The sequence below is a fragment of the Stenotrophomonas sp. RIT-551 genome (assembly GCF_026241915.1).
GTDB classification, from domain to species: domain Bacteria; phylum Pseudomonadota; class Gammaproteobacteria; order Xanthomonadales; family Xanthomonadaceae; genus Stenotrophomonas; species Stenotrophomonas bentonitica_A.
The window spans coordinates 119286-142748 of sequence record NZ_JAPJIU010000009.1; the positions used below are offsets into that span (position 1 = coordinate 119286).

The 23463-nt window shown below is 67.6% G+C and carries 18 protein-coding genes and 1 riboswitch; of the genes, 10 read left to right on the plus strand and 8 right to left on the minus strand.

The features are described 5' to 3' along the window. The first annotated feature begins 96 nt into the window (after positions 1-96). Positions 97-807 carry an AraC family transcriptional regulator gene (locus ORK51_RS12400; protein WP_019183477.1) on the plus strand — a complete coding sequence of 237 codons (711 nt, stop codon included), beginning with the start codon at positions 97-99 and terminating at the stop codon, positions 805-807. A gap of 81 nt (positions 808-888) precedes the next feature. Continuing rightward, positions 889-2283, plus strand: coding sequence for an amino acid permease (locus tag ORK51_RS12405; RefSeq protein WP_429000666.1), 1395 nt, complete (start codon positions 889-891; stop codon positions 2281-2283). A gap of 174 nt (positions 2284-2457) precedes the next feature. On the opposite strand, the gene gcvP is transcribed toward ORK51_RS12405, so the two are convergent. Then, on the minus strand, positions 2458-5328 hold the full coding sequence (gene gcvP / locus ORK51_RS12410; RefSeq protein WP_266085083.1) for an aminomethyl-transferring glycine dehydrogenase: 2871 nt from the start codon (positions 5326-5328) through the stop codon (positions 2458-2460). A 97-nt stretch (positions 5329-5425) separates the two neighbouring features. Continuing rightward, positions 5426-5527: riboswitch (glycine riboswitch) on the minus strand. A 293-nt stretch (positions 5528-5820) separates the two neighbouring features. Here gcvP and ORK51_RS12415 point away from each other — a divergent pair. From ORK51_RS12415 to ORK51_RS12425, 3 genes are all read left to right on the plus strand, one after another. Continuing rightward, entirely contained in the window at positions 5821-7044 is a 1224-nt protein-coding gene (locus tag ORK51_RS12415) for a multidrug effflux MFS transporter (RefSeq protein WP_046273972.1), read from the plus strand. 157 nt (positions 7045-7201) lie between these two features. Then, a complete protein-coding gene (locus ORK51_RS12420) occupies positions 7202-8095 on the plus strand; it encodes a siderophore-interacting protein (protein WP_261997139.1) in 894 nt (297 codons plus the stop codon). An 80-nt stretch (positions 8096-8175) separates the two neighbouring features. Beyond that, positions 8176-8586, plus strand: coding sequence for a hypothetical protein (locus ORK51_RS12425; protein ID WP_070425682.1), 411 nt, complete (start codon positions 8176-8178; stop codon positions 8584-8586). A 141-nt stretch (positions 8587-8727) separates the two neighbouring features. Here the strand turns inward: ORK51_RS12425 and ORK51_RS12430 are convergent, their stop codons facing one another. The 4 genes from ORK51_RS12430 to ORK51_RS12445 all read right to left on the minus strand — a co-directional run bounded on the left by ORK51_RS12430 (position 8728) and on the right by ORK51_RS12445 (position 15125). Continuing rightward, complete coding sequence (locus tag ORK51_RS12430; RefSeq protein WP_070425681.1) at positions 8728-10722, minus strand: M2 family metallopeptidase; 1995 nt, start codon at positions 10720-10722, stop codon at positions 8728-8730. Between the two features lie 172 nt (positions 10723-10894). Next, positions 10895-12547, minus strand: coding sequence for a phosphoethanolamine transferase (locus ORK51_RS12435; protein ID WP_266085084.1), 1653 nt, complete (start codon positions 12545-12547; stop codon positions 10895-10897). Then, positions 12544-13320 (minus strand): phosphatase PAP2 family protein, encoded by a 777-nt coding sequence (locus ORK51_RS12440; RefSeq protein ID WP_429000667.1) that lies wholly within the window; start codon positions 13318-13320, stop codon positions 12544-12546. The genes ORK51_RS12435 and ORK51_RS12440 overlap by 4 nt, the downstream gene beginning before the upstream one ends. A gap of 95 nt (positions 13321-13415) precedes the next feature. Next, entirely contained in the window at positions 13416-15125 is a 1710-nt protein-coding gene (locus ORK51_RS12445) for an ArnT family glycosyltransferase (RefSeq protein WP_266085086.1), read from the minus strand. 130 nt (positions 15126-15255) lie between these two features. Here ORK51_RS12445 and ORK51_RS12450 point away from each other — a divergent pair, with 130 nt between their 5' ends. The 4 genes from ORK51_RS12450 (at position 15256) to ORK51_RS12465 (ending at position 19283) form a co-directional block, all read left to right on the plus strand. Beyond that, on the plus strand, positions 15256-15957 hold the full coding sequence (locus ORK51_RS12450) for a response regulator transcription factor (protein WP_070425677.1): 702 nt from the start codon (positions 15256-15258) through the stop codon (positions 15955-15957). Continuing rightward, a complete protein-coding gene (locus tag ORK51_RS12455; RefSeq protein WP_266085087.1) occupies positions 15944-17275 on the plus strand; it encodes a sensor histidine kinase in 1332 nt (443 codons plus the stop codon). Before ORK51_RS12450 ends, ORK51_RS12455 begins: the two co-directional genes overlap by 14 nt. 114 nt (positions 17276-17389) lie before the next feature. Beyond that, positions 17390-18640, plus strand: a complete 1251-nt coding sequence (locus tag ORK51_RS12460) for a DUF819 family protein (protein ID WP_019183465.1) — start codon at positions 17390-17392, stop codon at positions 18638-18640. A gap of 91 nt (positions 18641-18731) precedes the next feature. After that, positions 18732-19283, plus strand: a complete 552-nt coding sequence (locus tag ORK51_RS12465; RefSeq protein ID WP_266085088.1) for a dihydrofolate reductase family protein — start codon at positions 18732-18734, stop codon at positions 19281-19283. A 120-nt stretch (positions 19284-19403) separates the two neighbouring features. On the opposite strand, the gene ORK51_RS12470 is transcribed toward ORK51_RS12465, so the two are convergent. Both ORK51_RS12470 and ORK51_RS12475 read right to left on the minus strand, forming a co-directional pair. Beyond that, positions 19404-19628 carry a YbdD/YjiX family protein gene (locus ORK51_RS12470; protein WP_019183464.1) on the minus strand — a complete coding sequence of 75 codons (225 nt, stop codon included), beginning with the start codon at positions 19626-19628 and terminating at the stop codon, positions 19404-19406. Further along, positions 19628-21709: a carbon starvation CstA family protein gene (locus ORK51_RS12475; RefSeq protein WP_070425673.1), complete on the minus strand. Its 2082-nt coding sequence runs from the start codon at positions 21707-21709 to the stop codon at positions 19628-19630. Before ORK51_RS12475 ends, ORK51_RS12470 begins: the two co-directional genes overlap by 1 nt. 227 nt (positions 21710-21936) lie before the next feature. Between ORK51_RS12475 and ORK51_RS12480 the strand changes: the two genes are divergently transcribed. Beyond that, positions 21937-22788 (plus strand): pirin family protein, encoded by an 852-nt coding sequence (locus tag ORK51_RS12480; protein WP_266085089.1) that lies wholly within the window; start codon positions 21937-21939, stop codon positions 22786-22788. A 124-nt stretch (positions 22789-22912) separates the two neighbouring features. Here ORK51_RS12480 and ORK51_RS12485 read toward each other — a convergent pair whose 3' ends face one another. Then, the gene (locus ORK51_RS12485; protein ID WP_266085090.1) at positions 22913-23374 is read right to left on the minus strand and encodes a hypothetical protein; all 462 of its coding nucleotides are present in this window, start codon (positions 23372-23374) and stop codon (positions 22913-22915) included. Positions 23375-23463: the final 89 nt, after the last annotated feature.

Below are 23463 nucleotides of genomic sequence, written 5' to 3' on the forward strand. Positions count from 1 at the left end.
CTTGCACCCGCGCTTCACATGCGGCGCCCGGGCGCTGGGTGAGGCGCGCGCGGGCAGGTATCCTTGGGCGCGTCTTCTCCTGTCTTTCCCAGCCGCATGCGCGTTGAACCCGCCGACATCGAAGCCCTGTTTGATGCGATCCCCGACGTCCTGTTCTTCATGAAGGACTGCGACGGGCGCTATACGCACATCAACCAGACCATGCTGCGCCGGCTGGGCCTGAAGTCGCGCAAGGAGGTGATCGGGCGGACCGCGGCGGAGATCTATCCCACCGGCCTGGGGGCCGATTACGCCACCCAGGACGAGCAGGTGCTGGCCGGCAAGGTCATCGAGAACCTGATGGAACTGCATCTGTTCGCCAACCGCGAGCCGGGCTGGTGCCTGACCTGCAAGCGGCCGCTGCTGGTGGACGGGCAGATCCGCGGGTTGATCGGCATCTCGCGCGACCTCGGCCAGAAGGACAGCCTGGGCACCCAGTACGAACAGCTGCGCCTGGCCCTGGCCCATCTGAATGCGCATTACGCCGAGAACGTGCGCATGCAGACCCTGCTCGACATCACCGGCTTCTCGCTGTCCAAGCTGGAGCGCACCTTCCGCAAGGTGTTCCAGATGACCCCGCAGCAGGTGCTGACCCGGCTGCGCATCCAGATGGCGGTGCACCTGCTGCACGGCCCGGACAGCATTGCCAGCATCGGGCAGGCGTGCGGCTTCACCGACCAGAGTGCGTTCACCCGGAAGTTCAAGGCCGAGGTCGGGCTGTCGCCCCGGGCCTATCGCGCCCAGATCGGGGAGCGCGCCGCCGCCTGAGGCGGGGTGGGGCTTCCGGCCTATGCCGCCGCGCGGCCGACAGGGTATGGTGTCGCACTTGTTGCCCGCCAATCGATTCCGATGCCCGCATCCCAGACTCCGGCTCCTGCCACTCCGCCCGCCGATACCCGCCTCGGGCACGCGCTCAAGCCCCGCCAGCTGATCATGATGGGCCTAGGCAGCGCGATCGGCGCCGGCCTGTTCCTCGGCTCCGGCGTGGGCGTCCAGGCCGCCGGCCCGGCGGTCCTGCTGTCGTATCTGGTGGCCGGCGCGCTGGTGATCATCGTGATGAACGCGCTGGGCGAAATGGCCGCAGCCAAGCCGACCAGCGGCGCGTTCTCGGTGTACGCCGCTGATGCCATGGGGGCCACTGCCGGTGCCACGGTGGGCTGGCTGTGGTGGGTGCAGCTGGTGATCGTGATCGCCGCTGAAGCGGTCGGTGCGGCTGGCCTGCTCGCCACGGTGTGGCCGGCGATCCCGGTGCCGATGGCTGCGCTGGCCTTCATGCTGTTCTTCACCGCGATCAACCTGCTCGGGGTGAAGAACTTCGGCGAGTTTGAATTCTGGTTCGCGATCCTGAAAGTGGCCGCGATCGTCGGCTTCATCCTGATCGGCGTGGCGCTGCTGATGGGCTGGCTGCCGGACGTGGCCTCGCCTGGCCTGCGCAACTTCACCGAGCACGGCGGTTTCATGCCCACGGGCCTGGCCGGCATCGGCGCGGCGCTGCTGGTGGTGGTGTTCGCCTTCGGCGGCACCGAGATCGTGGCGGTGGCCGCGGCGGAAACCGAAGATCCCGAGCGCAGCATCGCCCGCGCGATCCGTACCGTGGCCTGGCGCATCCTGGTGTTCTACATCGGCTCGCTGAGCGTGATCATCGCGGTGGTGCCGTGGACCAGCGAGGCCCTCCGCTCGCCGTTCGCCGCGGTGCTCGAAGCGGCCAGGATTCCTGGCGCGGCCACGGCGATCACGTTGATCGCGGTGATCGCGCTGTTGTCGGCGCTCAACGCCAATCTGTACGGCGCGTCGCGGATGATGTACTCGTTGGCCCAGCGTCGCGAGGCGCCGGCCGTGCTGGGCTGGACCGATCCGCGCCAGGTGCCGATCATCGCGGTGCTGGCCAGCGTGCTCTTCGGTTTTGCGGCGACGGTGATGGAGCTGCTGTTCCCGGACAGGGTACTGCCGGTACTGCTCAACATCGTGGGTTCGACCTGTCTGCTGGTGTGGACGATTTCGTTGTTGTCGCAGCTGATCCTGCGCCACCGTGCCAACCGCGACGGGACCCGGTTGCCGTTCCGGATGGCGGGGTATCCATATTTGACGGTGATCGGGTTGGGGGTGCTGGCGCTGATCTTCGGCCTGCTGCTGTCCGAGTCGCACACGCGCCTGCAGTTCCTGTCGATGGCCGCGCTGACGGCGGTGATCGCCATCAGCAGCGAAGTCGCCCGCCGCGTGCGCGCCAGCCGCCGGGCCGACTGACCCCGGGGCGGGTGGTGGGTGCCGACCGTTGGTCGGCACACCCCGCAAGGGCACGCAACAAAAAACGGCCCGCGCGATGCGGGCCGTTTTCATTCCAGATGCATGCCGATCAAGGTAGGTACCGACCGTTGGTCGGTACGCCTGTCAGGCATCGTGCCGACCAACGGTCGACACCTACACCTCCACGCCCTCGTCTTCCTTGTACGCATCGACCGGGATGCAGGCGCACATCACGTTCTTGTCGCCGTAGACATTGTCCACGCGCGCCACCGGCGGCCAGTACTTCTGCTGGCGCAGGCTGGCCAGCGGGAAGGCCGCCAGCTCGCGCGGGTAGGCGTGGGCCCACTCGCTGGCCGAGACCGCCGTGGCGGTATGCGGGGCGTGCTTGAGGGGGTTGTCCTCGCGGTCCAGGCGGCCGTCTTCGATCGCGGCGATCTCTTCGCGGATCTGGATCATCGCGTTGATGAAGCGATCCAGTTCGTGCAGCGATTCGCTTTCGGTCGGCTCCACCATCAGCGTGCCGGCGACCGGGAAGCTCAGGGTCGGGGCGTGGAAGCCGAAGTCGATCAGGCGCTTGGCCACGTCCTCGGCGCCGATGCCGGAGGTCTTCTCCAGCGGACGCACGTCCAGGATGCACTCGTGCGCCACCAGGCCGTTGCGGCCGGTGTACAGGGTCTTGAAGTGCGGGGCCAGGCGCTTGGCGATGTAGTTGGCGTTGAGCAGGGCGACCTGGGTCGCCTTGCGCAGGCCGGCGGTGCCCATCAGCGTGATGTACATCCAGCTGATCGGCAGGATCGAGGCGCTGCCGAAGCTGGCCGCGCTGACCATGCCCACATCGCCTTCGCCGCCAAGCACCTTCGGCAGGAACGGGGCGAGGTGCGACTTGACCGCACACGGGCCCACGCCCGGGCCGCCGCCGCCGTGCGGAATGCAGAAGGTCTTGTGCAGGTTCAGGTGCGACACGTCCGAGCCCCACTTGCCGGGCTTGGCCACGCCGACCAGGGCGTTCATGTTGGCGCCGTCGGTGTACACCTGGCCGCCGTGCTTGTGCACGATCTCGCAGATTTCCACCACTTCTTCCTCGAACACGCCGTGCGTGGAGGGATAGGTGATCATCAGCGCGGCCAGGCGGTCGCTGTACTTCTCCGCGTTGACGCGGATGTCGTCCAGGTCGACGTTGCCGTTGGCATCGGTCTTGGTCACCACGACCTTCATGCCGCACATCTGTGCCGAGGCCGGGTTGGTGCCGTGCGCCGAATCCGGGATCAGGCAGACGTCGCGATGGCCTTCACCGCGCGAGCGGTGGTAGGCGCGGATCGCCAGCAGGCCGGCGTACTCGCCCTGCGCGCCGGAGTTCGGCTGCAGGCTGACCGCGTCATAGCCGGTGCATTCCACCAGCATCGCTTCCAGGCCGTCGATCAGTTCCTTGTAGCCGGTGGCCTGCTCGGCCGGGGCCAGCGGATGGATGTTGGCGAACTCCGGCCAGGTCACCGGAATCATCTCGGCGGTGGCGTTGAGCTTCATGGTGCAGCTGCCCAGCGGGATCATGGTGCGATCCATCGCCAGGTCCTTGTCCGCCAGCGAACGCAGGTAACGCAGCAGTTCGTGCTCGCTGTGGTGGGTGTTGAACACCGGGTGGGTCAGGAATTCGCTGGTACGCACCAGGCCGGCCGGCAGCGCATCGGCGGTGGCGGCGTCGAGGGCATCGACATCCACCGTGGCACCAAACAGCTGGCCGAGCGCGACGATGTCGGCGCGGGTGGTGGTTTCATCCAGGCTGATGCCGACCGCGTCGCTGTCGATCGCGCGCAGGTTGATGCGCGCCGCGGCGGCCTTGGCGTGGATCGCCTTGGCATCGACATCCTTGACGTGCAGGGTGTCGAAGAAGTGCTCGCCCACGTTGACGCCGGCAGCGCGCAGCGCACTGGCCAGGATCGCGGCCAGGCGATGGGTGCGGCGGGCGATGCGGGTCAGCCCTTCCGGACCGTGGTACACCGCATACATCGACGCCATCACCGCCAGCAGCACCTGGGCGGTACAGATGTTGGAGGTCGCCTTCTCGCGGCGGATGTGCTGCTCGCGGGTCTGCAGGGTCAGGCGGTAGGCGGCATTGCCCTGCGCATCGACCGAGACACCGATCAGGCGGCCCGGCATCGAGCGCTTGTACGCATCGCGGCAGGCCATGAAGGCGGCATGCGGGCCGCCGAAGCCGAACGGCACGCCGAAGCGCTGCGAGTTGCCGACCACGATGTCCGCACCCCATTCGCCAGGGGCGGCGATCAGGGTCAGTGCGAGCAGGTCGGTGGCCACCGCGACCAGACCGCCGCGCGCATGCACGGCATCGGCCAGTGCCTTGTAGTCGCCGATATGGCCGAAGGTGTCCGGGTACTGCAGCAGCACGCCGTAGGCTTCGGCTTCCATCGCCTCGGCCGGGGTGCCCACGCGCAGCACGATGCCCATCGGCTCGGCGCGGGTGCGCAGCAGTTCCAGCGTCTGCGGGTGCACCGCGTCGTGCACGAAGAAGGTATCGGACTTGCTCTTGGCCGAGCGCTTGGCCAGCGTCATCGCCTCGGCCGCGGCGGTAGCTTCATCGAGCAGCGAGGCGTTGGCGATCTCCATGCCGGTCAGGTCGGCGCACAGGGTCTGGAAGTTGATCAGCGCTTCCATGCGGCCCTGCGAGATCTCGGCCTGGTACGGGGTGTAGGCGGTGTACCACGCTGGGTTTTCCAGCACGTTGCGCAGGATGACGTTCGGGGTGAGCGTGCCGTAGTAGCCCTGGCCGATGAAGGTGCGGAACACCTGGTTCTTGTCGGCGATGGCGCGGATCTTGGCCAGTGCCTGCACTTCGGTCAGCGACTCGGGCAGGTCCAGCGGCGCCGGCGACTTGATCCCGGCCGGGACGATCGCATCGGTCAGCGCGTCCAGCGAGGCGTGGCCGACCACGTCGAGCATCTGCGCGATTTCGGCGTCGTTGGGGCCGATGTGGCGTTCGACGAACGCGTGGCTGTGTTCAAGCTCGCGCAGGGAGGGGGTGTTCTGGGACATGGCTGGCATCTCGGAGAGTGGGCACGCACGTTCGGAAGGCGGCCGGGCCAGGGCGCGTCGCGGGCGACAGCGATCCACCGGACCTTGCGGTCTTCCTGGGTGCCCCTCTGTCCTTTTGCCTGAGAGTTTAAAAGCGCGCATCGGCGCGCTTCGTGCCCCTTCGGCGCCGGCACTCGCCGGTCTCTCCAGAGTTTTGGTACGGGTGGTATCGGGCCTGAGCGATTACGGGCGTTGCGCCTTCGGCAGCGGGTGCTTCAAAACAAAGCGCCGCTTCTCCCACCATGTAGCCCGGCGATTATAGCCCAGCGCTTTGGGCCGCTGGGCCTTTCCCGCACATGAATACGAGGCCGCGCGGGCGCGCAAAGCCCGGCCCGGGCATGGTGCCGGCCGCGACAAAGGCCTATGATCACCGGATCCTCGTATTCATCTGGCGCCGCCCGTTCCGGGCTGGCGCCCGCCGTGCATTGCGCATGGCCGCTGACGGAAGCCCGCATGACGCCCGCCTCGCCCTCGACCCGCCGCCTGGCCCTGCTGCTCGCAGGCCTGGCGATGTTCGGTCCGTTCTCGATCGACACCATTTTCCCGGCGTTCCTGCTGCTGGGCGACCGCATGCAGGTGGACCAGGTCGCGGTGCAGCAGACCATCAGCGTGTACCTGCTGTTCTACGGGCTGATGAGCCTGGCGCACGGCCCGCTGTCGGATGCGTTCGGCCGGCGCCGGGTGATCATCGGCGGGCTGGTGCTGTTCATCGGCGCCTCGATCGGGTGTGCGCTCTCGCGTGACATGACCACGCTGCTGGTGTTCCGCGCCCTGCAGGGCGTGACCGCCGGCGTGGGCGTGATCGTCGGCCGTGCGGTGATCCGCGATCTGTACCACGGTGCCGACGCGCAGCGGTTGATGAGCCAGGTCTCGATGATCTTCGGCGTCGCGCCGGCGATCGCGCCGATCATCGGCGGTTGGATCCTGCTCGGTGGCGGCGACTGGCCGCTGATTTTCTGGTTCCTGGTGCTGTTCGGCGTGGTGCTGCTGCTGGCCACCGGCAAGTGGCTGCCCGAAACCCATCCGGTCGAGGCCCGCACGCCGCTGTCGATGCGCGCGCTGCTGCGCAGCTATGCCCGCATGGGCTCCAACCCGCGCCTGCTCCGTCTGGCCGCGGCCGGTGCCTTCAACTTCTCCGGCATCTTCCTGTACATCGCGTCCGCGCCGGTGTTCGTGATGCAGCATCTGCAACTGGGCGAGGGCGGCTTTGCGTGGTTGTTCATCCCCACCATCGGCGGCATGACCATGGGCTCGTTCCTGTCCGGTCGGATGGCGGGCCGGCTCACCGCGCAGCGGCAGATCGCGATCGGGTTCGGGCTGTGTGCGGTCTCGGCGCTGTTGAACGTCGGTTACGTGGTGTCGGTGCCGCAGATCGCGCTGCCGTGGGCAGTGATGCCGATCTTCCTTGGCGGTGTCGGCATGGCGCTGATCTTCCCGATCCTGGCGTTGGCCGTGCTGGACATGTATCCGCATCAGCGCGGCCTGGCCTCGTCCATGCAGATGTTCATCCAGCTGATGATCAACACCGTGGTGGCCGGCGTGGTCTCGCCGATGCTCAGCAGCAACCCGCTGCATCTGGCCCTGGGCTACGCAGGCTTCTTCGCCATCGGCGGCAGCTTCTGGTACTGGGAGCGGCACTGCGAACGCCGCCGCGACCTGCTCACGCCGATCGAGTGAGCCACACGCACGCCCCGCCTGCACAGAATGCAGGCGTGGCGCCGTTGCCTACGCCTCGCCGCGGCGTATCCTGTTCGCTCGCCAGCCAGTTCGTGCATCACGACAGCCACTACGCTCCCCTGCGGACCCCATGTCCGCCGCAACCCAGGGTGATTGCATGGCTGCACAGCAGACCTACCGCCTGTTCGACGTCGCGCTGAAGCAGCGCACGGTTCTCTCCCCCTCGCTGATCCGCATGGTCTTCGCCGCGCCCGACGTGGCCAACATGAAGACCGAGGGACCGGACCAGCGCATCAAAGTGTTCTTCCCATTGCCCGGCCAGGCAGCACCGGAGGTGCCGCAAGGCGAGGACTGGTACGCACGTTATCGCGCGCTGCCCGATACCGAGCGTGCGCCGATGCGCACCTACACCCTCCGCGCGCTGCGCCCGGACGCCGGCGAGGTCGATGTCGATTTCGTGCTGCATGGCCCGACCGGGCCCGCCTCGCGCTGGGCCATGCAGGCGCGCGTCGGCGATCGGGTCGGCCTGCTGGCGCCGGACGCGCAGGTCGAGGCCAGCAGCGAAGGGTACGAGTGGAAACCGCCGGCGCAGGTGAAGCGGGTGCTGCTGGTCGCCGACGACACCGCGCTGCCGGCCGTGGCCGGCATTCTGGAGGCGCTGGCCCAGTGGCCGCAGCCGCCGGAAGTGCAGGCCTTCCTGGAGGTCGAGCACGAGGCGGATGTGCTGCCGCTGCAGGCACCGCTTGGTGCGCAGCTGTTCTGGCTCGCGCGCGAGGGCGCCGCGCATGGCCAGCGGCTGCAGGACGCGGTGCGGGCGCGGATCGGCCCGTCCGGCATCGGTGGCGGTGAGCAGCCCCTGGCCGAGATCGACATCGACCAGGACATCCTGTGGGAGCAGGCCAGCGCCGAGCAGGACGGGCTGTATGCCTGGGTCGCCGGTGAAGCCGGGGCAGTCATGGCGATCCGCCGGCATCTGGTGAAGACATGCGGGATCGACCGTCGGGCCATCACCTTCATGGGCTATTGGCGGCGCGGAAAAGTCCTCGATTGAACTGGCCACGCAGGCTCCAGCACGGGCCCGCCAAGGCCCGTGCGGTATCCTTGGCGCTTTGCCGCAGTCCGGATTTCCCCATGTCGACCACCTCCAAACTGCGCCGCGACATCCGCCGGCGCCGCGAAACCCAGGCCGCCAACCGCGAGCAGGCCAACGCCACGCCGGTTGAGCCGCATGCCGAGCTGCGTGACCAGCAGCGCACGCTGCTGGCCGGTATCGTCCGCCGCGATGGCGAGTGGGTGCTGGGCATGGATGGCCGCATCGCCGGCCAGACCCCCAGCGCGGCGCGGGTGCTGGCCCTGATCATGCAGGCCGCTGAACTGCACGAACGCCAGGGCACCCCGGTGCGCCTGGTGTACTCGGATGCGCTCAAGGACGCGGCGCATGCCGAGGCCAAGGCCGACGGCATGGACTTCGACCAGTTCAAGGTGGAACTGGCCGCGAGCCTGAAGCCGCGTGCCCGCCAGGGAGATGCACCGGCCGAGTGATGGCGGTGCCGCATAGGGCCTGCTGCTGGTCGGCGGCGCGTTGCCCGGCAAAGCGCACCGATCGGTTCCCATGAAAAAGCCGGCCCGAGGGCCGGCTTTTTCGTTTGCCATGGTGCGCGGACCAGCGGCCAGCGCGACCGGTCAGTGGGCCGCAGGTGCGGTTGCGGCCGGCGCCGCCGCAGCGGTAGCCGCCGGCACCTGCCAGCCACACATCTGGCCCTGGTTCTGCTGCTTGAGCCATTCGTTGACCGGGGTGAAGTACTCGATCATCGGGCCGGCATCAAGCTTGTCGCCACCGGTGATCTCCTTCAGCGTGGCCTGCCACGGCTGGCTGGCACCCTTGCTCAGCATGGCCCAGAACTTCTGGCCGGCTTCCTTGTTGCCGTAGAAGCTGCACTGGTGCAGCGGGCCCTTGTAACCGGAGGCATCGCACAGGCCCTTGTAGAACTGGAACTGCAGGATGCGCGCCAGGAAGTAGCGGGTATACGGGGTGTTGCCCGGCACGTGGTACTTGGCGCCCGCGTCGAAGAATTCCTCACCGCGCGCGGTGGCCGGCGCCACGCCCTGGTACTTGGCCTTCAGGTCCCACCACGCCTGGTTGTAGTGGTCCGGCGTGATCGAACCGTCGAACACGCCCCAGCGCCAGCGGTCGATCATCAGGCCGAACGGCAGGAACGACACGCCGCTCAGGGCCATGCGCATCTGCGCGTTGATGGTCGCCTCACGGCTTTCCTGCGGCGTGTCGACCAGGCCGATCGAGTTGAGGTACTGCGGGGTCATCGCCAGCACGATGGTGTCGCCGATCGCTTCGTGGAAGCCATCGTTGGCACCGCCCTGGAACAACGGCGGCAGCGGGTTGTAGGCCAGGTCGTAATAGATGTGGCCCAGCTCGTGGTAGATCGTGGTGAAGTTCTCTTCGTTGGGCTTGATGCACATCTTGGTGCGCACGTCGCCGTCCATGTTCATGTCCCACGCGCTGGCGTGGCAGACCACGTCGCGGTCCAGCGGCTTGATGAACTGGGTCTTGTCCCAATACGATTTGGGCAGGGCCGGCATGCCGAGCGAGACGTAGAAGTCCTGCGCGCGCTCGGTCATCTGCTTGGCGGTACGCAGTTCGGCCTCACGCTGCGCCTTGTACAGCGCTTCCACGTTTGCGCCGCTGCCGGCCTTGGCCAGGGCACCACTCAGGTTGCTCTGGTACTGCTTTTCCAGCGCGGCGGTGATGTCCAGGTTGCCGGCACCGGGATACGGTTCCAGCTGGTCCCACAGATTGGACCAGTCCTGCTGCCACATGTTGCCGGTTAGGTGTGCGGCGATCAGGCCACCGTTGACCTCGGCCTTGTCCTTGCCGTACGTGCCGTCGAGCTTGGTGCGCGCGTAGCAGTGCAGCTGCTCGTACATCGGCTTGACCTGGTCCCACAGCCGGTCGGTTTCCGGGCCGATCTGGTCGGCGGGCATGTCATAGCCGCTGCGCCACATCTGGCCGGCATCGGCGAAGCCCATTTCCTTGGCGCCTTCGTTGACCAGGCTGACGAAGCGCTCGTAGTCGGCGCGCATCGGCTTGGTGGTGCCATGCCAGCCCTGCCAGGCGTCGAGCTGCTTGTCGTAGTCGCGGCTGCGCGCGAGCACCTGTTCCAGATCGCCCAGCTGGCGGCAGCTCTGCGGGTTGGCCTCGTCGGTGCAGTACTTGCCGGAGCCGTAGGCGCCCTCCATGCGGCTGGCGATGCGGGTCAGCTCGGAGAGCTTGGCCGGGTCGCGCGGGGCGGGCATGGAGGTCATCAGCTTGAGCAGGTGGATCTGGCGCTTGGTGTCTTCGCTCATGGGCTGGCCGTCGTACTGGCCGGCCTGGGCGATCCAGCCGTTGAGGACGGTGAGCCAGCGTTCATTGGCCTTGGCCGCGACGCGCTCGGAATCGTCGTTGATGTAGGTCGACGACAGCCACTGCGCCGAGGTCATTTCCGGGTACATGGCCTTGTACTCGGCGTTGACGCGGGCGATGAACTGGTCCGCGGTTTCCTTGGACTGGGTGGTGCCCGTGGCCGGTGCATCGGCGGGGGACGGTTCCTTCTGGCAGGCCGCCAGCGTCAGTGCGGCAGCACTGACTGCCAGGGCCAGCAGGAGCGGGCGGTGGTTCACGGGCACATCCTTGGGTGGTGTCAGACCGGCGAAGGCTAGTGAAGCGCCGGGCGCACCGCAAGGGGCAGGGCAGCAGAGGCGGTTCGATTGGCACCGCCAACGTCAACGTCAAGGTCAACGGCGATGCGTCCGTGCTCCGTGAGACGGGGCGGTGCGCATGGGACAAGCCTGCTTATACCTCGCACCCAGCAAACAGATCCCGGCCACGCTCATACACCGAGGTCTTGACCTGCATCAGCCCCAGTACCGAGGGGAACAGATTGTCGTGGTCGGTGTACCTGCCCGCGCGCTCCCGCACGCAGGCCAGGTTGAGCCCGCGGTTGGCTGCGAAGGAAGGGGAGAACCACATCGTCATCGGCACGCGGGTCTGTTCCTGCGGGGCGATCGCGTACGGCACCCCGTGCAGGTACAGGCCCTTCTCGCCCAGCGACTCGCCGTGATCGGAAAGGTAGATCATCGCGGTGTCGTAGTCGTCCATGCCCTTCAGCGTGCCGATCGTGCGCGACAGCAGGTGATCGGTGTAGAGCAGCGCGTTGTCGTAACTGTTGGTGATCTGCGCGCGGCTGCACTTGCCCAGGTCCGGGGTGTCGCAGGTGGGGGTGAAGCGGCGGAAGCGCGCCGGGTAGCGTTCGAAGTAGCTCGGGCCGTGGTTGCCCAGTTGATGCAGCACCACCACGCGGTCGCCGGGCCTGGCGCGGACCTGGGTGGCCAGGTCGTCGATCAGGATCTCGTCCATGCAGCGCCCGTTGGCGCACAGGCTCGGCTGCTTGGCATCGTCGAGCGCCTGCATCTCCAGGCCCTCGCACACGCCCTTGCATCCGGACTGGTTGTCACGCCACAGCGTGGCGATGCCGGCGTGGTCCAGCACGTGCAGCAGTGACTGGTGCGCGCGGATCTTCTTCTCGTCGTAGTCGTGGCGTCCGTACGGCGAGAACAGGCAGGGCAGGGAGACTTCAGTGCTGGTGCCACACGAATGCATGTCCGGGAAGTTGATCACCCCGGCCTGGGCCAGCTCCGGCGTGGTCTGCTTGGCATAGCCGTTGAGGCCCCAGTTCTGCGCGCGCGCGGTTTCGCCCATCACGATCACCAGCAGGCGCGGGCGGCTGCCGGCTGCACGCGGGGTGGCCTTGGCATCGGTACCGATCGGCAGTTTCGGAGCGCGCTGGATCGGGTTGTCGCCGCGCAGCGCCTTGGGCAGGCCGAGCAGGAAGTTGCCCGGCGTGGCCAGATAGCGCACCTCGCGCTGGTTGCGCATCAGCGAGGACATCTCCTGGAAGGAGAGCATCGCCCCGCCAAAGGCGATCAGCGCCGACAGCAGCAGGAAGCCGGCCCGCCACAGCAGCGCGTTGCCCAGCGTGCGCAGGCGCAGCTGCACGCGCCACAGCAGCAGCATCGGCGCCAGGGCCAACAGCAGCAGCGGCGCGATCAAGGTGGGCGTGATCAGCTCGCGGCTTTCCTTGTGGTCGGTGGCCAGCACGTTGCGCAGCATGTCCGCATCCAGATAGATGTGGTAACTGCTCATGTAGTGCGCGGCCAGCGCCGTGCCGATCAGCAGCACGCTGAGCACCACCTTGGCGTTCCAGCGCCACACCAGCAGCCCCAACAGCAGACAGTGCGCGCCCACCAGGAACAGCAACAGCGAGACAGCGAAGCCGATGCTGCCCGGATGCGTGGCCATCGCGCTGTGCCAGAACAGGCCATTGCAGGCCACCGCGAAGAAGATGCTGGTGAGCAGGATCAGGGTTTCGGTGGTGCACTGCGGGCGCCAGGCACGCAGGGTGGCCAGCGCCGACAAGCGCGTGGCGCGCGGAAGGGTGGTGCTCATGCCACTTCTCCCTGCGCGATGCCTGGTGACGTGCCGCGTTGGCGCAGCCGCACCGGTTCGATCAGCAGATACAGGCCAAGCGAAACCGTCCAGCAGATGGCCAGCGTCCACAGGTCATGCGACAGGAAATGCGCACCGCGCAGCTGCTGCGAGACGCCGAACACGCCGCCAGCCAGCAGGCCGACGGCCAGGCCGCGCCAGCGCCAGGCCGGGTGCACCATCAGCGCGAAGAAGTACAGGCTGACCCACGCAAACCCCGCGCTGGAATGCCCGCCTGGAAAGCACACCCCGCGCGGCATCCCGGGTGGGCGTGTTGCGAACAAGCCGATGAACTGCCGGGTGCCGCCATAGCGGGCCAGATCCCACGGGCAATCCATGTTGGTCAGCGACTTGAGCAGCGAGACCACGCCGGTGCCCAGCGCGACGGCCAGCACCAGATACAGCAGCGGCCAGCGCCATGCGGGTGCGCGCTCGGTGCGCCAGGCGTGGAAGCACAGCACGATCGCGACCAGCGCCGCCACACTGCTGGTCCACTTGCCGGCCTGGTGGATCAGGTGGGTGGTGACCCAGGCGTTCTGCAGCGCCCACTGCTGCCCTTCGAGTCGATAGAGGCGATCGGCCAGCCACTGGTCGCCACCGGCGCCCATCAGCATCGCGCTGGCGAGCAGCGCCAGCGCCAGCGGTACCCAGAGGTGGCCGCGGAGCAAGCGTGGGGTGAGCGCGGTGGCCGACGTGGATGAAAGGGCAACGCTGGACGCTGGGAACATGGACAAAGGGGCCGGCGGGAGATTCCGGCGCCATGGTCGTCAGCGCAGTGTCGGAGACCGGTCGGAGCGATGTTGGCCGCCGGTTAAGCGCGGCCTGCCGTTCAGTCTTCCTCGTCCTGCGCGGTGTCGGTGGCCGTGACGGCGGCATGGCAGTCGGCCTGCCAGGCAGTACCCGGGAACAACAGCCACCGGTTGCGGTTGGCGCTGCCGATCTCGATCACCGCCGCCGGGTCCACGCAGGGACTGATCGCTTCATCGAGCACCAGCAGCCAGCGCTGGCGCGGCGCCTGTGACAGCCACGGCCCTGCGACCTGCCATTGCTGGTCCCACGGGGTCTTGAAGCCGAAATCGGTCACCGGGCGGTCGGCCTGCAACAGGTTCTGTTCGCGCCAGGCGACCACGCCGAGCTCGGCCTCCGGCCCGATCCGCAGGCCGACGCACTGCATTACCGCCGAGGCGGAGCTGTACGGGTCCAGGGTCGGCATCAGCACCCAGCCGTACAGATTCCAGAGCAGGAAGGCCGCCGCGACCACCAGCGCGCCTGCCCGGCGCTGGCGCCACCACAGGGCCAGCGCCAGCAACACCACGCCGAAGGCGATCAGCCAGCGGCCAAGCACGGGCAGCAGCGTATCGGGCATCGCGCGCCGCGCCAGCTGCACGTGCGCCCATTCGCTGGCCGACCACAGCTGGGTGCCGACATACAGCGCCGCCACGCCGAGGACGGCGACATAGGCCCACAGCAACCAGCGCAGCCCGGCCCGGCGCAGCAGCCCGGGCAGCAGCGGGGCGGCGGCCAGGCACAACGCGGGCAGCATCGGGAAGATGTAGACCTCCCGCTTGCCCGGGCTGGCGCTGAAGAACACCAGCACCAGCAGGGCCCAGCCCAGCAGCAGCCACCAGCGTCCATCCAGGCGCTTGAGGCGGCGCCACCATGCCGGAACCAGGGCGGGCAGCAGCAGGCTGCCCGGCAGCCACAAGGTCGCCATGACCTGCAGGTAGTACCAGGCCGGCTTCACGTGGTGCCAGGCGTTCGCGTAGCGGGTGGCGGTCTGCTTGAACAGCAGCTCGCGCGCATAGGCGTGCAGGGCCGGGTCGGCCGAGTGCAGCAGCGCCACGCCCAGCGGCGCCAGCCACACCGCCGTGCCGAGCAGGAAGGCCGGCAGCAGCCACCACAGGTCGCGGGCAGTGCCGGCCGGCCGCCTGGCGCCGCGCACGCGCCAGCGCCAGGCGGCGAACGGCAGCAGCACCAGCAGGGGCAGGAAGCCCACGCCCTTGGTCACCGTGCCCAGCCCGGCGGCGAAGCCGGCCAGCCACAGCGCGGGCCGGTTGCGGCCTTCCAGCAGGTGGCGCAGCAATCCCCATAGCGACAGGGTGGTCATCGCCACCAGCACCATGTCGATCTGCGCCCGCTTGGCCATCAGGCCGAACTGCAGGCAGCTGAACAAGGCGAGCATCGCCCACCAGCCGACACGCCGGTTCCACAACCGCCGGCCCAGGTCCCAGGTCAGCCAGAGTGTCAGCAGAGCGGCAAGCAGCGAAGGCACCAGGAAGGCGATGGTCCAGCCGCCGAACAGCTGGTGGCTGGCGGCCTGCAGCCACATGAACACCGGCGGTTTTTCCGCGTACAGTTCGCTGCCACGGTGAGGCAGCAGCCATTGCCCGGAGGCGACCATGGCCCGTGCAGCCAGCACGAAACGGGGTTCATCGGGCGGTGAGGGCTGGCGCAGGCCGATGCCCGCCGCCAGGGCCAGCAACAGGGCAAGGCAGACCAGCACACGCGGCCAGCGCCGCAGGAAGAAGGATTCGGTCACGCCAGGCTCTTTGGCAAAACGGCCACTGTCTCCCCGACAGCGTAGGAAAAGCGTCGTAACCACCCCCATTGCGACCGGATTCCGACAGGGTTCCCGCTACCATGCGCCCAACCGGTCAAGAGAGTCTCCCATGCGGCTGCTGGTCATTGAAGACAACCGTCAGCTGGTTGCCAATCTATTCGATTATTTCGAATCGCGGGGCCATGTGCTGGACGTCGCGCCCGATGGCGTGACCGGCCTGCACCTGGCCGTGTCGCAGCCCTATGACGCCCTGATCCTGGACTGGATGCTGCCGCGCATGGAAGGGCCCGAAGTGCTGCGCCGGCTGCGTGCCGACCACGGCTCGGAAGTGCCGGTGATCATGCTCACCGCGCGCGACGAACTCCCCGACAAGATCGCCGGCTTCCGCGCCGGCGCCGACGACTACCTGACCAAACCCTTCGCACTGCCCGAGCTGGAAGTACGTCTTGAAGCGCTGATGGTGCGCGCCAAAGGGCGCAACCCGCGCAAGCTGCTGGAAGTGGCCGACCTCAAGCTGGATCTGGCCACCCTGGAGGCGCAACGCGACGGCAAGCCGCTGCACCTGTATCCGGCCTGCCGCAAGCTGCTGGAGGTGCTGATGCGCGCCAGCCCCGGCGCGGTGACCCGCCAGCAGCTGGAATTCGCACTGTGGGGTGACGAGCTGCCCGACGGGGATCTGCTGCGCTCGCACGTGTACGAACTGCGCCGCAGCGTGGATGGCCCGTTCCAGCAGAAGCTGATCCACACCTTGCCGCGGGTCGGTTACCGCCTCGGCGTTTCCGCGGCGGGCGGTGCAGATGAAGTGGCGTAAGCGCCCGCCCACGCCATCGCCGATGCACCGGCGCATGGTGTGGTGGCTGCTGGGCTACCTGGCGCTGATTTCGCTGGCGGTGTTCAGCGTGGGCAACTACGTGCACGAACACGCCGAACACTCGGCATGGCGGGCGCTGCTCAACTCCGAGCTGGACAGCATCGTCAACCACATCGAACACGAGCCGCACTACCGCTGGCAGGATTCGGACACGCTGCGGCTGTTCTACATCAACGGCAGCCCGACGGTGCCGGACAGCCTGCGCACGCTGCACCCGGGGCTGCACGACGGCGTGGAGGTCAACGGCCGCGCCAGCGCGGTGATGGTGCGTGAAACCACCCAGCTGGGGCGCTTGGCGCTGGTGCTGGACATCAACGATTTCCACGAGCTGGAGCAGTTCGCCACGCGCTGGGTGCTGCTGGCCGGCGTGCTGATGATCATCGTGACCGTGCTGATGGCCTCCTTCGGCGTCGGCCGGCTGGTGCGGCCGCTGAGCTCGCTGGCACGGCGCATCGACGATCTGCACCCGGGGGTGCCCGGGCAACGGGTGGAGGTGGACCCGCGCGCCAGCTCCGAGCTGTACGTGATCGCCAACGCGCTCAATGACTACCTGGCGCGCAACGAACAGTTCGTCGAGCGCGAGCGGGTCTTCATCAGCACCGCCAGCCACGAACTGCGTACGCCGATCGCGGTGATCACCGGGGCCTCGGAACTGGCGCTGGGCCAGCCGGACATTCCAGACCGTGCGCGCCAGCAGATGCAGCGTGTGCACCGCACGGCCCAGGGGGTGGAGCAGCTGATCCAGCTGCTGCTGGTGCTCGCACGCGACCCGGCCCGGCTGGCCGCGCTCGGTGAACGCATTCCGCTCGACCTGCTGGTGCCGGACATCATCGAAGACCATCGCCATCTGATGGGCGACAAGGACCTGCACATCGAGATCGACGGCCTTGCGCGCGTGGATATCATCGCCCCGCTCGGCGTGGTCCAGGCCGCGATCGGCAATCTGCTGCGCAACGCGATCGAGAACAGCGGTCGCGGCACCATCCACATCCAGGTCTCCGGGCAGGCCGTGGTGACGCTGCAGGACCCCGGGCTGGGCATGAGCCCGGAAGAGATCGCCGCCGTACATGCACGCATGGCGCGCGGCGATCGCAACGAGCAGAGCGGCATCGGCCTGGAGCTGATCGCCCGGCTGTGCGAGCACCTGGGCTGGGCGCTGCAGATCCAGCCCTGTGTGCCGCGCGGTACCTGTGTGATCCTCGATCTGGGCGCTTCGCTGCCGGGTCGCTCTGACCGCGCATCGCTGCCCGCGTCGTGATCGGCCCGCGCGCTGCGCTGCAAAGTGTGGCGTCGTGAAGACAATGTTAAGCTCCGGAGGCGCCGCTCTATGCGGCGCTTTTTTTTATCCCTTCGATCGACAGAGGATGGCTTGATGCCGACCGAACCCAGTACTGCCCTGATCACCAATGACATCGTCGGCCTCGGCCTGATCGCCGCCACCCTGGCCGTGATCTTCTGGGCCGCCAGTGGCCCGACCCCGATCCTCAAGAAGATTTTCGCGTGGGTGCCGGCGCTGTTGCTGTGCTACTTCATCCCGGCCATCTACAACACCGCCGGCCTGATCGACGGCCATAACACCTCGCTGTACAACCCGATCGCCCGTGACGTGCTGTTGCCCGCAGCGCTGGTGCTGCTGACGCTCTCGATCGACCTGAAGGGCATCATGAAGCTGGGCCCGAAACTGCTGGTGGTGTTCTGCGCCGGTACGCTGGGCATCATCCTCGGCGCGATCGTGTCGTTCCAGACGATGTCCTGGATCCACCCGGCCACCGTGGCCGGTGATACCTGGAAGGGCATGGCCGCCCTGGCCGGCAGCTGGATCGGCGGCGGCGCCAACATGGTGGCGATGCGCGAAGTGTTCGGCACCGATGCCACCACCTTCGGCCAGTTCGCGGTGGTCGACGTGGCCTGCGCGAGCCTGTGGATGGCGGTGCTGCTGTTCCTGGCCAACCGCGCCCAGCAGATCGATACGCGCAATGGCGCCGATACCCGTGCCATCGATGAGATGAAGGCCCGGATCTCCGCCTATGAGGCGCAGAACGCCCGCATTCCCAGCCTCACCGACCTGATGGTGATCGTCGGCGTGGCACTGGGTGGCGTCGGTCTGGCGCATGCCATCGCCGCACCGCTGAGCGGCTGGTTCAAGGCGAATGTGAGCTGGGCCAGCCAGTTCAGCCTGGACAGCGCGTTCGTCTGGGTGGTGCTGTTGTCCACCGCGCTCGGCCTGGGCCTGAGCTTCACCCGTGCACGCAGGCTCGAATCGGCCGGTGCCTCGCGCCTGGGCACCCTGTTCCTGTACTTCCTGATCGCCTGCATCGGCATGCAGATGGACCTGCTCTCGCTGCTCGACCGCCCGTGGCTGTTCGCGCTGGGCGCGATCTGGATGCTGACCCACATCCTGGTGCTGTGGATCGCCGCCAAGCTGATGCGCGCGCCGCTGTTCTTCTTCGCCATCGGTTCGCAGGGCAACATCGGTGCAGCCGCTTCGGCGCCGGTGGTGGCCGCGGCGTTCCACCCGAGCCTGGCGCCGGTCGGCGTGCTGCTGGGCACCGTGGGCTATGCCACCGGTACCGGGCTGGCCTATGTGACTGGCCTGATCCTGAAGTGGATGGCGGGCGCGTAAGCGGGATCATGATCGCGCGCGTACCGGCCCGTCCGGGACGCGCAGTCCGGTCGTGCCGGCCCCGGGCCGGCGCCACACCTGGGAGAGACGTGTGACACCTCATTGTTCTTCGTTCATTGCCGTCAGTCTGGACGGTTGTATCGCGCGCGCGGATGGCAGTCTGGACTGGCTCGACCACGCCAATCAGAGCGTGCCGGCCGGTGAGGATTGTGGATACGCTGCCTACATGGCGCCGATCAAGGCGATCGTGATGGGGCGGCGCACCCTCGAGAAGGTGCTGTCCTTTCCCGAATGGCCTTACGCGGATCTGCCGGTCTATGTGCTGAGCCACACCCTGCAGGCCGTTCCGGAGGCGGCACCAAACTCGGTGCGGCTGCATTCCGGGGCCTTGTCCACATTGATGGAAGAAGCGGCAACGCGTGGCCTGGACCGACTCTACATCGATGGCGGACGCACGGTGCAATCCTTCCTCGCCGAGGGCCTGTTGCGGGAGATCACCGTGACCACGATTCCGGTCCTGGTTGGTGGTGGCCTGCGGTTGTTCGGCGAGGCCGGGGCCGAAGCGCTCCTGACGCATCGCGCCACCGTGGTGTACCCGTTCGGATTCGTGCAGACGCGCTACGCCATCGGCAGCGCTGGCTAGGGCCGAGGGTCGGCCAGGCACCGGCCTGGGGCCATCTACAGAAACGGCGGCGCTTTCGCGCCGCCGTTTGGTTGCAACGTTGTCGCGACCTCCGGCCGGGACCGTGCGGACGCTGCGGCGTCAGCAGCAGCGCCCCCCGTTCTTGCCGCTGTACCGCGCCTCCTGGCGCTCGCGGAAGAACGTCTTGTAGTCCATCGGCACGCGGTCCGGATGCTTTTCCAGCACATGCCGGACGTAGTTGTCGTAGTCGGGAATGCCGCAGCACAGCCGCGCGGTCTGCACCAGGCGCCGCCAGATGCGGCGGTGGGCCTGGTACTGACCGGCGGGGACGAGTTCGGTGCTCATCACAGGTCCGCCATCTGGTGCGGCTGCAGCGCCACGTACGGGGTTTCCTTGTCGGTCCGCTGCGGCGTGCGGCGGGCCATGAAGATGGTCTTGATCGCGTAGAACAGTATCGAGAACACCACGAACAGGAACAGCACGGTCAGGCCGGTGTTGACGTAGGCGTTGACCACGATCTGGTGCATCTGGCCGACGGTCTTGGCCGGGGCGGTCAGGGTGCCGGTGGCGATCGCGTCCTGGTACTTGTGCGCCTGGGCCAGGAAGCCCTGCGCCGGGTTCTTGTCGAAGATCTTGATCAGCCCAGCATAGGTGGTGCAGATCAGCAGCCACACCGCCGGCACACCGGTGACCCAGGCGAAGCGGTCACGCTTCATCTTGAACAGGACCACGGTGCCCAGCATCAGCGCGATACCGGCCAGCATCTGGTTGGAGATGCCGAACAGCGGCCACAGGGTCTGGATGCCGCCGAAGGGATCGACCACGCCCGTATAGAGCAGGTAGCCCCACAGCGCCACGCAACCGGCGGTGGCGATGATGTTGGCCGTCCACGATTCGGTCTTCTTCAGGGCCGGGATGAAGTTGCCCAGCAGGTCCTGCAGCATGAAGCGACCGGCACGGGTACCGGCGTCGACCGCGGTGAGGATGAACAAGGCTTCGAACAGGATCGCGAAGTGATACCAGAACGCCATCATCGCGTTGCTGCCGCTCGGGATCGCCTCGTGCAGGATCTGCGCGATGCCCACTGCCAACGTCGGTGCGCCACCGGCGCGGTGCAGGATGGTCGGCTCGCCGATCGCTGCGGCCGTGGCCTCCAGCTGCTCGGGGGTGATGATGAAGCCCCACGTATTGCTGATGTAGGCCGCAGCGGAGACCGCATCCGGGCCGATCACGGCGGCCGGCGCGTTCATGGCGAAGTAGATGCCCGGGTCGATGATCGAGGCGGCCACCAGCGCCATCACCGCGACGAACGATTCCATCAGCATGCCGCCGTAGCCGATGTAGCGCATGTGGCGCTCATTGGCGAGCAGCTTGGGCGTGGTGCCCGAAGCGATCAGTGCGTGGAAACCGGAGACCGCGCCACAGGCGATGGTGATGAACAGGAACGGGAACATCCCGCCCTTCCAGACCGGGCCGTCGCCGCTGGCGGCGAACTGGGTCAGGGCCGGCATCTTCAGCTCGGGCATGACGATGAGGATGCCGATCGCCAGCGCCACGATGGTGCCGATCTTGAGGAAGGTGGAGAGGTAATCGCGCGGGGCCAGCAGCAGCCACACCGGCAGCACCGAGGCGACGAAGCCGTAGCCGATCAGCATCCAGGTGATCTGGATACCGGTGAAGGTGAAGGCCGGGCCCCAGACCGGGTCGGCGGCGACCTTGCCACCGAACCAGATCGCGGCGAGCAGCAGGATCAGACCGACCACGGAGATCTCACCGATCTTGCCCGGGCGGATGTAGCGCATGTACACGCCCATCAGGATCGCGATCGGCATCGTCGCGATGACCGTGAACATGCCCCAGGGGCTTTCGGCCAGCGCCTTGACCACCACCATCGCCAGCACCGCCAGGATGATGATCATGATCAGGAAGGCGCCGAACAGGGCGATGGTGCCGGGCACCGGCCCCATTTCCTCACGCACCAGGTCACCCAGCGAGCGGCCGTTGCGGCGGCTGGAGAGGAACAGGATCATGAAATCCTGCACCGCGCCGGCCACGACCACGCCCACCACCAGCCAGAGCAGGCCGGGCAGGTAGCCCATCTGCGCGGCCAGCACCGGGCCGACCAGCGGGCCTGCACCGGCGATGGCGGCGAAGTGGTGGCCGAACAGCACGTGCTTGTTGGTCGGAACGTAATCCAGACCGTCATTGTTGATCACCGCGGGCGTGGCCCGGGTCGGATCGAGCTGCATCACCTTGTCGGCGATGAACAGGCTGTAGAAGCGATAGGCGATGAGATAGATGGAGACCGCAGCGACGACGATCCACAGTGCATTGATGGGTTCACCGCGGCGCAGCGCGACGGTGCCTAGACAGAAGGCGCCGAGCAGTGCGATGACTGCCCAACCCAGTTTCGAAAAACCTTTCATGAGATTGCGTCTCCCTGGAGATCGTCGTAAGAGTCCGCCCTCGCACTGACGGGGTCAATGCAATGGCGGGGGCTTGCCGCTAGTACTTTGGTCGTAGGGTGGGCGCGGTGCGTGCCCGTGCACGTCATCGGAACACCACGCTTGGAACAATCGGTTGCGGGCGTGGCGGTTGGCCGGCAGGGCCGGCGCGCCCATCTTGTAGGCAGTTCACCGATCCTGGAGTCATCATGAGCAGCCCAACCCCGGTGCGCGTGCTGCGCACCATCCGTGGCATGGCCACCTCCGATGGCGCCGGCGTGCGCCTGACGCGCGTGATCGGCGGGCCCTCGCTGCCCGACCTGGACCCGTTCCTGCTGCTGGATGAATTCGGCACGGACCGCGCCGAGGACTACATCGCCGGCTTCCCGAGCCACCCGCACCGTGGTTTCGAGACCGTGACCTACATGCTCGATGGCCGCATGCGGCACAAGGACAACCATGGCAACGAGGGCCTGCTCACGCCGGGCAGCGTGCAGTGGATGACCGCCGGCCGCGGCCTGATCCACTCGGAGATGCCCGAGCAGGAATCGGGGCAGATGCGCGGCTTCCAGCTGTGGGTGAACCTGCCCGCGCGCGAGAAGATGACCGAGCCGAAGTACCAGGAGTTCGCGCCGGACCATATTCCGGTGACGGCACCGGCCGGGGGCGTGCAGGTGAAGGTCATCGCCGGCCAGGTGGGCGACACGGTCGGGCCGATCGTGCAGCCGGCCACCGATCCGGTGTACCTGGACATCACGCTGGATGCCCACGCGGGCTGGAGCTACGCGCTGCCCGATGGCCATAACGCGTTCGCCTATGTGTTCGAAGGCGGGCTGGAGATCGGCGAAGGCCACGATGCGCGTCCGGTAGCCCGCCAGGAAATGGCGGTGCTGGGCGGCGGCGAGCAGCTGGTCCTGCGTGCCGGTGAAACCGGGGCGCGCCTGATCCTGGTGGCGGGCCGGCCGCTGCGCGAGCCGGTCATGCGGCATGGGCCGTTCGTGATGAACACCAAGCAGGAGCTGATGCAGGCCTTCGTGGATTTCCAGGAAGGCCGCTTCTGAGGGGTGTTGGCACCGCCCGCTGGCCGACAAACGCATGACACCTGACGGTGTGGGAGGCGCCGGCCAGCGGCCGGCGTTACCGTGAATGGCGGGATGAGTGCGGTGCACCGTCCCGGCCTCGTGCTCAGCGCCCGGCGGCGACGGCCGAGGGCGTCAGGCTCATGCCCTGCGCCAACGATTGCAGCGAGCCGAGTTCGCTGGCGTCACCGGCATACAGCGCGATCTGGGCAAAGCGGTTCCTGTCGAACTTGACCACGGTGATGCGGCGGGTTTCATACCCCGGCGGCTTCTGGCCGCCCAGGTCGGGCTGGTACCAGTACAGGGTTTCACCGGCGAAGCTGCCTTTTTCCTGGCGCAGCGCACGGTTCAACGGCAGCTCCGGATTGCGTGCGCTCAAGGTCAGGCTGAGCACTTCACGCCCATCGGCGGTGCTGGCCCTGCACAGGATCAGGTCCCGCTGGGCCAGTTGCTGCCAGTGCAGGCCGCTGCTGGCGGGCAGGGACGGACATTCGCTGGTCGCTTGCGCCGCGACAGCGCCGGCAGACACCAGCAGACACACACACACGACAGCGCGCAGGACGTTCATGCATTCCCCCAAGGTCGATGATCGCGTCCGTCGCTGACAGGCATTCCGGTGGCCGGCGACAACCCAGGCCGTGGTGGCGCATTCCCCGC